The sequence below is a fragment of the candidate division WOR-3 bacterium genome (genome assembly GCA_039802205.1).
Lineage (GTDB): Bacteria > Hydrothermota > Tepidihabitantia > SM23-42 > JAOAFX01 > JAOAFX01.
The window spans coordinates 1-9970 of record JBDRWD010000064.1 but is presented as its reverse complement, the minus strand read 5'-3'; the positions used below and the strand labels follow the sequence as shown (position 1 = coordinate 9970).

21 protein-coding genes are annotated in these 9970 nt (G+C 34.5%); 15 read left to right on the top strand and 6 right to left on the bottom strand.

Annotated features, from left to right (window positions below; translation table 11 throughout):
- Window positions 1-112 precede the first annotated feature (112 nt).
- The 15 genes from ABIL39_10745 to ABIL39_10675 all read left to right on the top strand — a co-directional run bounded on the left by ABIL39_10745 (window position 113) and on the right by ABIL39_10675 (window position 7714).
- Window positions 113-622: a hypothetical protein gene (locus tag ABIL39_10745; GenBank protein ID MEO0166600.1), complete on the top strand. Its 510-nt coding sequence runs from the start codon at window positions 113-115 to the stop codon at window positions 620-622.
- Window positions 598-2979 carry a phage tail protein gene (locus ABIL39_10740; GenBank protein MEO0166599.1) on the top strand — a complete coding sequence of 794 codons (2382 nt, stop codon included), beginning with the start codon at window positions 598-600 and terminating at the stop codon, window positions 2977-2979. The genes ABIL39_10745 and ABIL39_10740 overlap by 25 nt, the downstream gene beginning before the upstream one ends.
- Before the next feature lie 7 nt (window positions 2980-2986).
- The gene (locus tag ABIL39_10735; protein MEO0166598.1) at window positions 2987-4096 is read left to right on the top strand and encodes a hypothetical protein; all 1110 of its coding nucleotides are present in this window, start codon (window positions 2987-2989) and stop codon (window positions 4094-4096) included.
- 26 nt (window positions 4097-4122) lie between these two features.
- Entirely contained in the window at window positions 4123-4275 is a 153-nt protein-coding gene (locus tag ABIL39_10730; protein MEO0166597.1) for a hypothetical protein, read from the top strand.
- The gene (locus ABIL39_10725; GenBank protein ID MEO0166596.1) at window positions 4272-4457 is read left to right on the top strand and encodes a hypothetical protein; all 186 of its coding nucleotides are present in this window, start codon (window positions 4272-4274) and stop codon (window positions 4455-4457) included. Before ABIL39_10730 ends, ABIL39_10725 begins: the two co-directional genes overlap by 4 nt.
- Before the next feature lie 9 nt (window positions 4458-4466).
- Window positions 4467-4775 (top strand): M15 family metallopeptidase, encoded by a 309-nt coding sequence (locus ABIL39_10720; protein ID MEO0166595.1) that lies wholly within the window; start codon window positions 4467-4469, stop codon window positions 4773-4775.
- 17 nt (window positions 4776-4792) lie between these two features.
- Window positions 4793-5509, top strand: coding sequence for an ATP-dependent Clp protease proteolytic subunit (locus tag ABIL39_10715; GenBank protein MEO0166594.1), 717 nt, complete (start codon window positions 4793-4795; stop codon window positions 5507-5509).
- 15 nt (window positions 5510-5524) lie between these two features.
- Window positions 5525-5875 carry a hypothetical protein gene (locus ABIL39_10710; protein ID MEO0166593.1) on the top strand — a complete coding sequence of 117 codons (351 nt, stop codon included), beginning with the start codon at window positions 5525-5527 and terminating at the stop codon, window positions 5873-5875.
- 72 nt (window positions 5876-5947) lie between these two features.
- Complete coding sequence (locus tag ABIL39_10705; protein ID MEO0166592.1) at window positions 5948-6409, top strand: LAGLIDADG family homing endonuclease; 462 nt, start codon at window positions 5948-5950, stop codon at window positions 6407-6409.
- Entirely contained in the window at window positions 6390-6602 is a 213-nt protein-coding gene (locus tag ABIL39_10700; protein MEO0166591.1) for a hypothetical protein, read from the top strand. Before ABIL39_10705 ends, ABIL39_10700 begins: the two co-directional genes overlap by 20 nt.
- Before the next feature lie 16 nt (window positions 6603-6618).
- On the top strand, window positions 6619-6834 hold the full coding sequence (locus ABIL39_10695; protein MEO0166590.1) for a hypothetical protein: 216 nt from the start codon (window positions 6619-6621) through the stop codon (window positions 6832-6834).
- The gene (locus ABIL39_10690) at window positions 6821-6982 is read left to right on the top strand and encodes a hypothetical protein (GenBank protein MEO0166589.1); all 162 of its coding nucleotides are present in this window, start codon (window positions 6821-6823) and stop codon (window positions 6980-6982) included. Before ABIL39_10695 ends, ABIL39_10690 begins: the two co-directional genes overlap by 14 nt.
- Complete coding sequence (locus ABIL39_10685) at window positions 6979-7224, top strand: hypothetical protein (protein MEO0166588.1); 246 nt, start codon at window positions 6979-6981, stop codon at window positions 7222-7224. Before ABIL39_10690 ends, ABIL39_10685 begins: the two co-directional genes overlap by 4 nt.
- Before the next feature lie 3 nt (window positions 7225-7227).
- On the top strand, window positions 7228-7560 hold the full coding sequence (locus ABIL39_10680; protein MEO0166587.1) for a DUF4406 domain-containing protein: 333 nt from the start codon (window positions 7228-7230) through the stop codon (window positions 7558-7560).
- Window positions 7550-7714: a hypothetical protein gene (locus ABIL39_10675; GenBank protein ID MEO0166586.1), complete on the top strand. Its 165-nt coding sequence runs from the start codon at window positions 7550-7552 to the stop codon at window positions 7712-7714. Before ABIL39_10680 ends, ABIL39_10675 begins: the two co-directional genes overlap by 11 nt.
- A gap of 12 nt (window positions 7715-7726) precedes the next feature.
- On the opposite strand, the gene ABIL39_10670 is transcribed toward ABIL39_10675, so the two are convergent.
- From ABIL39_10670 to ABIL39_10645, 6 genes are all read right to left on the bottom strand, one after another.
- The gene (locus tag ABIL39_10670) at window positions 7727-7927 is read right to left on the bottom strand and encodes a hypothetical protein (GenBank protein ID MEO0166585.1); all 201 of its coding nucleotides are present in this window, start codon (window positions 7925-7927) and stop codon (window positions 7727-7729) included.
- A 9-nt stretch (window positions 7928-7936) separates the two neighbouring features.
- Window positions 7937-8308: a hypothetical protein gene (locus ABIL39_10665; protein MEO0166584.1), complete on the bottom strand. Its 372-nt coding sequence runs from the start codon at window positions 8306-8308 to the stop codon at window positions 7937-7939.
- A complete protein-coding gene (locus tag ABIL39_10660; GenBank protein MEO0166583.1) occupies window positions 8290-8457 on the bottom strand; it encodes a hypothetical protein in 168 nt (55 codons plus the stop codon). The genes ABIL39_10665 and ABIL39_10660 overlap by 19 nt, the downstream gene beginning before the upstream one ends.
- A gap of 31 nt (window positions 8458-8488) precedes the next feature.
- Window positions 8489-8716 (bottom strand): hypothetical protein, encoded by a 228-nt coding sequence (locus ABIL39_10655; GenBank protein ID MEO0166582.1) that lies wholly within the window; start codon window positions 8714-8716, stop codon window positions 8489-8491.
- 222 nt (window positions 8717-8938) lie between these two features.
- Entirely contained in the window at window positions 8939-9538 is a 600-nt protein-coding gene (locus tag ABIL39_10650) for a hypothetical protein (GenBank protein ID MEO0166581.1), read from the bottom strand.
- A 52-nt stretch (window positions 9539-9590) separates the two neighbouring features.
- Window positions 9591-9818 carry a hypothetical protein gene (locus ABIL39_10645; GenBank protein ID MEO0166580.1) on the bottom strand — a complete coding sequence of 76 codons (228 nt, stop codon included), beginning with the start codon at window positions 9816-9818 and terminating at the stop codon, window positions 9591-9593.
- Between the last annotated feature and the right edge of the window lie 152 nt (window positions 9819-9970).

The window sequence follows — 9970 nt, the reverse complement described above, 5'->3', positions numbered from 1 at the left end:
GGATTTTTAAAGACCCAAATACTTGCAAATACAATGGTAATGAAACGTGGTGCGATTACTCAATTGATCGTTGTGATGCTTTGGGGAATAGAGATAATTTTGGTGGTTTTCCATGGATAACACATCTGCAGGACAAAAAGATATGGTGGGGGAGAGCCCCGAAAAAAGATTGATTCCTTACGACGAAACAGAATTTTCAAATTTCATCTCGAAATTTATTGGTAAAAAACATTACCTTGCTAATCCAGAAAAGGGGTGGGATTGTGTAAACTTTCTATTAGAAGTATATGGTCACTATGGTTGTAATTTACCCCAAGAGATAGAAGGTATTACAAAAGACAACTATGATTACCTCTGGCGAAAGAAGAGAAAAGAAGCAGTAGAGATAATGAAAAAATTTCTCTTTTCTCTTGGTAAACCCATAGACCCCAACTATGCTATCATGGGAGATTTAATTATTTTTGAAGGGAAAGAGATGGTTTTCGGTGGAATTTACAATTGGGGAGCCAATGTAATCGTAGTTTTTGACAAAGGGGTTTTTAATCTTCCAATAAGATTTTTAAAAGATTATATTATTGGAGCAAGAAGAGTTATAGAATGGGATTTTTCTCAAAAAAGATAACGATTAATTATAAAAGAAATTTTAAGAAACAGGTTCATAAAAATACTATTTTACATGAACCTGTTTCTGCTATACTTGCCGGAATAACTGCCCTTTGGAAATCTATTACTTTTTACGCTACTGCATATACTCTTTTTGGTATAAAAATAGCCACATTAATTAAATCAACAATTATTTTTGGTTCAATGGCTTATTCTTATTATAGTATCGCTAAAGGAAGAGCTGGTAGAGAATCGATGGGGATCCATAGAGGGGGACATTTATTAAATACAATGTCTTCAACGGAGCCAATAAAAATTGGCTATGGTGAAGCCCGAATCGGAGGAAATAATGTTTTTATTCACACAACAGATTCACCCCAGGGCGGGAAAAATAAAATTCTTCATTTAGTCTTAGCTTTATGTGAAGGAGAGGTAGAGGGAATTTCAACTGACGGGACAGGTGATAAGATATGGCTTGATGATAAAAGAGTGCAATATTACGAAACCTTCAAGGGGAAAGACCTCGTCGATTATTATTTCCACTCTGGTTCAAATACTCAAACTGTGGATTTGAATTTACAATCTGTTTTTTCTTCTTGGAAAGAGCCAATGCGTAATACAGCATATATTTATTTTAAAGTAACTTATCATTATGACGCTTTTACTTCGCTACCAGAATTCACGGTTCAGTTAAAAATGAAGAAAATATATGACCCCCGCAATGGTCAGGTGGCTTATTCAAGAAATCCTGCACTGGTGGCTTTCGATTTTTTAACGAATAAGATTTATGGAATGGGGATAGATATTTCGTATTGGGATTTAGATAGTGTTAAAGATGCTGCAAACTGGTGCGATACAAACGGATTGTATTTTGATGGTGTGATTGTAGATCGAAAATCAGCCCAAGATAATATAGAAGATATTTTAAATTGTTTCAGAGGATATGTTGTTGAGTCAATGGGTAAATATTATTTGAGAACTTATAAAGACGAAACCCCCGTGATGTCTTTGGGGGAAGATGATTTAGTCATGGATGTTTGCTCCGGAAGAGCTCTTGGCTTTTTAGAAACACCAAAGCTAATCAAGTTTTCTTATATTGATGCAAATGATAATTATCTTGTTAAGCATGGACAATATCCGGAAGGTGCGATAGAAACGACGAGTAATGATAGAGTAATCGAGATCCCATTCATTGGAATTTCAAGTTATGAGCGAGCCCTAAAAATGGCCAAGTACCATTTACTTAGAAGCCAATTTAATCGGGAATTTAGTTTTCAAGCGAAGCTCAAAGCTTGGGCACTTGAGCCGGGAGATATTATCACGATCACAAAATCTTTTTTGGGATGGAATAATAAAAAAGTGAGAGTTAAAGAAGTTGGGATTCCTCAAAGAGGATGGGTTCCACTAACCGTCATTGAAGAAGATCCTGCGATTTATGATTCTACAGTCAATATTACTACGCATCAATCATATAAGACAACGATCCCGAGTCCGGACGATTCTCCCCCCATGCCAACAGGGCTTTCTGCTTCTACGGGACCAGATGAAGAAACAGAAAATAAAATAGATGCTTATATTGATTTCCAATGGGATAATATGGGATATGGACTTGATTACGAGATTCAATTTAGGAAATCTGATGATACAACTTGGCAAAAACATTTTGTCAAAAAAATTAAAGGATATTGTGAAACACCAGTGGGTTATGGCTCGGGTTGGTTTAAGTTGATAAACAATGGAGAATTTTATGGTCCATCCAATAAAAATTATTTGATTAGAATTACAACTGTGGGGAGTCCGAGTAAATTTGGTTGGTCAGACGACGGAGGGAATAGTTATAAGGGATGGGATATACCTATAACTGGCAATTGGCAAGATTTGAATTATGGTGTAAAAATAAAATTTAATCAAACCTCTGGCGGTTATATAATGGATTTTTGGGAATTTGAGGCTAAATATGAAGATCCGATTAAAGTGCGGATTGGAAGATTAGAATGTAATAAAATCTACTATTGGAGAGTGCGATCAATTGATGATAAAATTGAATCTGAGTGGGCAACCCCGTCTCAATGGATAACAACATGGTCTCCCTCCGCACCATCGATGGCTGGATATTCTCCCGTCCTTACTCCATTAAAATATGGTAAACAAATAAAAGTTGACTGGAGCTCTTGGTCTGGTTTTGGAGAACCAAATGTTAAAGATTATGAAATTTATTGTTCTACAACCAAACCTTGTCCAATCGAAGAACAATATAGAGTCGCATCAGGCATTAAAGGATCTAACTATACGATTAAAAATTTAATCCCAGGTCAAATTTATGATATTAGAGTAAGACCGATGGGATGGGGTGTAGCGGGAACACCATCAGATTGAGGTTTTTATGGCGGAATGCAGATTACCAACAGATTTGAATTTATATGAAAATTTAGATGATCCAGTTGATACTGGAGACATTCAACTAATCGGTAAAAGTTTAACTATAGTTGATTGTGATACTGCTAATTGGACAATCAGAGGTGTTCGATATCTTCCGTTTAATTCAGGTGGAACCTATGAGCCCCAAGTCGGAGATACATTGATGGGAAATACTTCTGGGGCGTATGGTATATTGCAATATAAACATACAATTAGTGGTGAATGGGCCTCGGGAGATGCTGCGGGGAAATTTTATTTTATCACCATTAATGGCTCATTTCAAAATGGTGAGACGTTGAGGGTAGGTGAAAATAATGATGTGGCTACAGCAGCAGGAACTGATGCTTTAACGAATATTTCTCAAGCGCTGGAAACGGTTGATTATCGACAAGGTAAAGGGTCGGTTAAAATTACAATTCCCCCTGGGATAATGGCTTTAATTTCGAAGAATTTTTCTGAATTAGATATTTCAGATTATGATTTTGTAAAAGTGATGGCTAAGGTTTCAGATAGTTCTTCATGTGCTGAGGAAAGACTATGGATGGGAGAAAATTATTGGAATGAGCAGTGGGATATAGTTAATTTTAAATCGAATTGGTTTGACCACACTTGGAATTTGGCAAATATAAATGCAAATAATAGAGACGATATTTCTTGGTTCGCCATACAAGCTTATAATTCTGGTTCTTCTTCGATCACACTTTATATAGATTTCATTAGGGCTGCTAAAAAGGGGCAAGCCAAAATTGTATTGCCTGATGGGGTTTTTTGTATTTTCCCTAAAATTTATCTTGGTTCATACATTGGTACAGGGACTGATAATAGAACTATTAGTTTACCCAGGAAAGGGATACCCGCAGCAGTTTTCATTCAAAGAGCTGCTGGTTCCACGTCTAATGCTGCTGTTTGGAGACACAAAAATAATAGTTCTGGTGAAAGTTTTAGAATAGAAGGTGGTTCATTATTGACTGATGGGATTAAATCTTTTGGGGATGGATATTTTACGATTGGAACCAATACGAGAGTAAATAATTCCGGGGATTGGTTTCATTATATTGTGTTTTATGAAGATTAAAACTAATAAAAAGTAAAGAGGTTTCTATGAAGGAACCGACATTAAAAGAAAGAATAATCAAAATTGAGATTTTAATGCAGAATCATCTGGAACATCACAAAAATATTATGAGATATCTTCTTTTCCCCATTCTTGTTGGAATGGCATTAACCATTTTTAAATTATATGTGTTGAAATGACTTTAAGAAATAATCATAAAGATATAATAGCCGAAATTAGAAATTCAATTATTTCCATGCACGCAGAAATCAGGCTTGTCGCTAAAAAGAAAAGAAATCCAGAGGCGGCTTTGATTATTATTGCAAAGCATTTAATGAAAGTCGAAGAGAATCTTAAAAAACTTCAAAAAAATGGATTTTGATTCTTCCAGATGACACTGCGTGAAAAACAAAGTTTATTTGTTAAACTCGTAGCTCAGTTGATCCTTTGGGCTTATGAACAAGGCTATGAGCTTACTTTCGGCGATGCTTATGCTCAATCAGGGCATAAACCAAACAGCAATCATTATATCCGGTTGGCTATAGATTTAAATCTTTTTAAAGATGGTAAATATCTTACTCAAACCGAAGATCACAAATTGTTGGGGGAATATTGGGAATCTCTTCATCCTTTATGCCGTTGGGGAGGGCGGTTTAGGGATGGGAATCATTATTCCCTTGAACATGAAGGAAGAATGTAAAGAAGGGAGGTGAAAAAATGAAAAAATTAATCTTTCTTTTTGTTTTGCTTTTCATAGCCTCTTTTGCATTTGCTGAAAATAAGGATGCCGGTTTTTGCCCCAAAACCAAAATGAAAGAAGATTGTCTGAAATGTCATACCGTCCCCAATTTCAAATTGATAGAATCAAAACCGGATGAAACAAATGTTTATCCAATTCAGGAAATGAAAGTGCTGAATGGTAAGGGATATCTATATCTGAAATTCATTGAAGATGATACGGTCAAAAAGTTTTTTGATTATCTCGATATGAAAGGGATTAAATATGCGATTATTGAGATTCATTGCCCCGGTGGTGGACTTTTTGCGGCTACAAGAATCGTTAATTTAATGCATCATTGGGAATCCAAGGGCGGAATCATTGAGACAAGAGTTTATGGATTCGCTTTATCAGGTGGATTTATGGTTTTTATTGCTGGGACGAAGGGACATAGGTTTGTTTCCCCCTATGCCGACCTGATGTGGCATGAGATTATCTCGATTGAAATGTTTGCCATCAAATTCTCAACGCCTTCAGATAAGGAAGAAGAAGCAAGAGTGTTGAGGCATTTGCAGGATGTGAGAAATTCGTGGATTGCAAGCAGGGGTAAATTATCGAAGCAGGAACTCGATGAGAAAATTAAGAAGAAAGAATTCTGGATGACTGGCGAAGAGGCAATTAAGTTTGGTTTTGCCGATGGGTTAATTAAAGATTGAAAGGAGGATTAATTGATGAAACGAATTTTGTTAATGGCAATTGCTTTTATAATGTTGTCTTCTCTCGTTTTCGGGGCCACAATAAATCTAAGGGCCACATGGACTGCCAATACTGAACCGGATATGAAAGAATATCGATTGTATCGAATTGATCAAGGCAGACAGTTGATTGGCACGATTCCACATCCACAAACTCAATATGATTTTTCAATTACTGTTCCTGATAACAGCGAAGGCACTTTAGCTTTTGTATTAACTGCGGTTGACCAGGCTGGGAATGAAAGTGCTGATAGCAATACGGCTACTTACCCTTTCGATTTCAAGGCCCCGGTTGCTCCCGCTGGTCTGGGAGTTAGTAAAAGATAAAAAAATATTAATTTAAAAAAAGGAGGTGAAAAGAGATGGAAAGAAAAATGGAAAAAATAAACTGGAGTTATATTGCTGGTTTTTTTTGATGGAGAAGGTTGTATATGTTTTAAAAAAAGAAATAATCAATTAACAATTAATATATCTCAAAGAGATAAGAAAATATTAGAAATTATTAAAAATTTTCTTCTAAAAGAAAACATCGATGCTTATCTTACAAGTTGGACAGATAAGAAAAATGGGAGAATTTATTATAAATTACAAATGCAAGGATTCAATAATTCTATAAATTTTTTAAAGAAAATTCAAAATAAATTAATAATTAAAAAAGATAAAGCAAAAGATGTAATAAAGTTTAGAAATGGAAATATTAAAAGAACATGGTTAAGTAAATTAGAAAAAAACAAAATTCTTAAATTAAAAGAAAATGGTTTGGGATATCATACAATAGCAAATATAATGGGAAGAAGTAATGCAGCAATTCATAATTTTTTTAGAAAGGAGGTGAAAAAATATGGAGAAACCTTGGTTTAAATCTAAAACGATTATTGGGGCAATTCTGATGTTTATTGCCCTGATCTTCAGCTTCTTTGGAGTAACAATATCACCAGAAGAACAAGCTGGAATGGCTGATTTGATTGTTCAAGTAGCTGAGGGAATAGCGGGTCTGGTCGGTTTTATTCTTGCGATTTACGGCAGAATAAAGGCAAATACATTTATTAAGTAAAAAATGGAGGGGTGGGATGGGTATCTTGGGAACTCTTGAAGCGATAGGAACAGGCTTCAAACTTGCAGAAAAAATTATAGATTGGTTAGATACACCCGAAAAAAGAGCTAAGGCCCGAAGGATGTATCGCCAAACCCTTGAAGAGCTAAGAGAAAAAATCAAAGGATCTAAAGATGAAAAAGAGATTGATTATCTTATTCTTACTCTTATCTCTCACATTGAATCTGAGTAGTTGTGTTACGACACAAACGATTTATAAAGATGTGCCGGAAGATAGTGTGGTGATAAAAAGAGAAACATTAAATCTTTTGATTGAGACATTGATCAATACCAAAATGGAACTTAAAGAATGTCTTGAAAGAGAAAGAATAATACAATGATTGAACCAATTGCAGAAATCGAATGGATTGACTCTTTAAGCGATGATGTTTATTGGCACGATAAAGATATTTTTGTTTCCCCTTACGAAGAGCGGATTCCGACGATTAAAACCATAGGTTTTATTGTAAGAGAAGAAAAAGATTATCTGATTATTGCTCAAAGCATAAGTGAAAAGCAGTATGGTGGCTTTTTGATGATTCCTCGGGGTGCTATTGTGAGAATCAAAAAAAGAAAGAGATAAAAAATGGAAATTATTTATCTCTCTGGCCCATACAGTTCGAATCCGGAATTGAATACAAAAATAGCAATCAGGGAAGCAATGAAATTGATTAAGCGGGGATATCTTGTTATAATCCCTCATTTGATGAAATATTGCGATGAAGAGGATCCCCAGGATTATGAATTCTGGTTGAATTATGTTTGCAAATGGATTCCTCGCTGTGGTGTCCTAATCAGGCTTGATGGGCATTCGCCCGGGGCAGAGAAAGAGGTTGAAATCGCAAAACAGTTAAAAAAACCAATTTATAAAAGCGTTGAGGATTTCCTTGAGCGTAAAAAAGATAAAAGTGAAAGATAAAGAAACCGCTCAGGCTCTTGCTGAGTTTTTACATAAAGAAGCGACTCGGCACATGGGGGATATAATTCGCATACGAAGGGATTTGAGAAAGTTAAAAGAAAAGTGGGGAGTCACACCAACTGGGAAGTATGTCGATATCTGGATTGAGGTCTAAGAATAAATTTAGTTAGGTTATTGAAATCATTGGCTTGGGGACGAGGATTCGAACCCCTCCATAACCTGCATGAAATCTCAATCGAGCAAATGCCTGAACTTCACATCTTTCTCCTATATCTTCAGTCTCATATTGAAATTCTTTACCACATTTATCACATAGAATTCTGTCTGGAATATTTATTATTTTTTTCCTCTTTTTATATACTATCATTGATTCTTATTATTCTTCCTTGTCTTCTATCTCTTGTTTTATTAATCTGATCACAAAATCTGGAACTCTATAGCCTATTTCTTTTAAAAAGATAACTTTTTTAAGCAAATCTTCAGGAGTTTTTTCGATAAACATTTCTCCATCGTACGGAAGCCCAATAGGGACAAACTCCGCTCGGTCATGCATTTTCCATACTTTCTTTTGTCGTTTCAAGATATCATCTAAATTACCAGTATCAACTCTGGGTGGTAACTCTTCTTTATATATCGGTTTCCGTTTAGCAACGTGAATTACATACCAATCTTCAGACTCGTAAATATAAAGGCTACATTGATAATCATCATCGCTCCAGCGACAAATACTCATTTTTCTCTCCGCCATTCATCAAAAGTGATAACAAGACATACAGGGGCATCTTTGCCATCCCAAACACATCTTTTTTCATCATCCATCCAGAATTGACATTCTTCACAAGGAAAATTCCAACCAGATTCAACTTTTAATTCTTCATTTTCTTTATCAATCGGCATTTGTTTCTCCTTTTTAAATAACCCTTCAAGACTATAATGTTTGATTTTCTTCAAATTTTTTGTGCAGTTCATAATACTTTTTGCTTATTTCTCGTCCCCAGAAGGAAACAAATGATAAATAGCCCAGATATTTTCTTTTGTGTAAGTAAAAAACCGACTCGGCAAACCCTACGAGATTTCTGATCTTATCAAGATGAGAAAGCCTAATGATATTGTCTGTAGCGAGTAAATTGAATATATAGATAGCTATTGACCACATAATGGCAGTATGAAGACCGAGCCTTCTCTTGCATCGACCGTGATCAGATGGACATTCTAAAGGCTCCTTGCAATTATGGGAGTGAGACATCACTGCGAAACTCGTGGCTATACGTTTAAGCCATGCGATAAAGTCATGAAATTCCTCTGCACTCATTAATTTAGACAAATAATCATTAAACATTTTAAATTAGTTCAATACTTTTTATTTTTTTACAGCCCCTCAAGGCTGTAAATTAATATTACAGTCCATTGGGGCTGTTTTGGTTTTAAATAAAATTTCTAAAAATTTTATTGCCATTTCCGGTTCTATAACAAAAGATATTCTTACCTTTTTATCATCATATTCTTCAATTTTATCAATCTCTCTATGATTTTTATAATCAAAATCTATTTGTCCATTAACAACCTTCCACCCGAAACGATTAGCTATTTTGTTTAGAGCATTAAATTTCTCTTTGTAATAATTATCTAATTTTTCTATTTCTTTAGTTATTTTCTCAAGTTTAATCAAGTAAGGCGGGAGAAAGCGTCTTTTGATATCGTTCGCAATTTGTTCGGGGCTCTTCTTTTCAGATATTTTGATTTGGATAATATCTTCGGGTTTTAAATAATATCTGCAAAATTCTGATTTGGGATAGCTTGAACTAACAATAATTTTTTCTTTATCGCTTGGTGGATAATCATGCTGGGTTATCATAATTTCGCAGTTATCTTTTTTGAGCGAACAAACGAAATAGGCAAATTCTTCTTTAATCAAAAATTGATATCCCAAAATTTCAGCAACCTTTTCCATTTTTTGTTTCAATTCTTCTTTATTCATTTTAAATTTATTATTTATCAGAAATTCAATAAGTTATTTCCATTCCTATTCTTTAATCAAATAATTCATTAATAGTTTTACCTTTTTCTTTAGCTAACTTTTCAATTTTCTGAAATTTTTTAGCATCATCTCTATATACTAATAGCCCTGCCCAGAAAGAAGCCATACCAACAACATATATAGCAACAACAATATCTCTATCATATCCCCCCATTAATAAACCTAAAGCAAATGCAAGTAGAACAATCCAAATCCATATTATATTAATGCTATTGGACATCATTTTTCACCCCCTTTCTTATTTGAATCAAATTTTTCTTTATATTTATTAAGCAATTCATTATACTTTTCATCTATTTGATCTTCCCACGATAAAACAAACAAAAAATATTCAAAATATTCCGGATGTAAATAATAAACCGATCTGGCAAA

Excerpts from the sequence above, each read along its gene's own strand:
- ABIL39_10745 (MEO0166600.1), top strand. The coding sequence starts at position 113 with ATGGATAACACATCTGCAGGACAAAAAGATATGGTGGGGGAGAGCCCC.
- ABIL39_10740 (MEO0166599.1), top strand. The coding sequence starts at position 598 with ATGGGATTTTTCTCAAAAAAGATAACGATTAATTATAAAAGAAATTTT.
- ABIL39_10735 (MEO0166598.1), top strand. The coding sequence starts at position 2,987 with ATGGCGGAATGCAGATTACCAACAGATTTGAATTTATATGAAAATTTA.
- ABIL39_10730 (MEO0166597.1), top strand. The coding sequence starts at position 4,123 with ATGAAGGAACCGACATTAAAAGAAAGAATAATCAAAATTGAGATTTTA.
- ABIL39_10725 (MEO0166596.1), top strand. The coding sequence starts at position 4,272 with ATGACTTTAAGAAATAATCATAAAGATATAATAGCCGAAATTAGAAAT.
- ABIL39_10720 (MEO0166595.1), top strand. The coding sequence starts at position 4,467 with ATGACACTGCGTGAAAAACAAAGTTTATTTGTTAAACTCGTAGCTCAG.
- ABIL39_10715 (MEO0166594.1), top strand. The coding sequence starts at position 4,793 with ATGAAAAAATTAATCTTTCTTTTTGTTTTGCTTTTCATAGCCTCTTTT.
- ABIL39_10710 (MEO0166593.1), top strand. The coding sequence starts at position 5,525 with ATGAAACGAATTTTGTTAATGGCAATTGCTTTTATAATGTTGTCTTCT.
- ABIL39_10700 (MEO0166591.1), top strand. The coding sequence starts at position 6,390 with ATGGAGAAACCTTGGTTTAAATCTAAAACGATTATTGGGGCAATTCTG.
- ABIL39_10695 (MEO0166590.1), top strand. The coding sequence starts at position 6,619 with ATGGGTATCTTGGGAACTCTTGAAGCGATAGGAACAGGCTTCAAACTT.
- ABIL39_10685 (MEO0166588.1), top strand. The coding sequence starts at position 6,979 with ATGATTGAACCAATTGCAGAAATCGAATGGATTGACTCTTTAAGCGAT.
- ABIL39_10680 (MEO0166587.1), top strand. The coding sequence starts at position 7,228 with ATGGAAATTATTTATCTCTCTGGCCCATACAGTTCGAATCCGGAATTG.
- ABIL39_10670 (MEO0166585.1), bottom strand. The coding sequence starts at position 7,927 with ATGATAGTATATAAAAAGAGGAAAAAAATAATAAATATTCCAGACAGA.
- ABIL39_10665 (MEO0166584.1), bottom strand. The coding sequence starts at position 8,308 with ATGGCGGAGAGAAAAATGAGTATTTGTCGCTGGAGCGATGATGATTAT.
- ABIL39_10660 (MEO0166583.1), bottom strand. The coding sequence starts at position 8,457 with ATGCCGATTGATAAAGAAAATGAAGAATTAAAAGTTGAATCTGGTTGG.
- ABIL39_10655 (MEO0166582.1), bottom strand. The coding sequence starts at position 8,716 with ATGTGGTCAATAGCTATCTATATATTCAATTTACTCGCTACAGACAAT.
- ABIL39_10650 (MEO0166581.1), bottom strand. The coding sequence starts at position 9,538 with ATGAATAAAGAAGAATTGAAACAAAAAATGGAAAAGGTTGCTGAAATT.
- ABIL39_10645 (MEO0166580.1), bottom strand. The coding sequence starts at position 9,818 with ATGTCCAATAGCATTAATATAATATGGATTTGGATTGTTCTACTTGCA.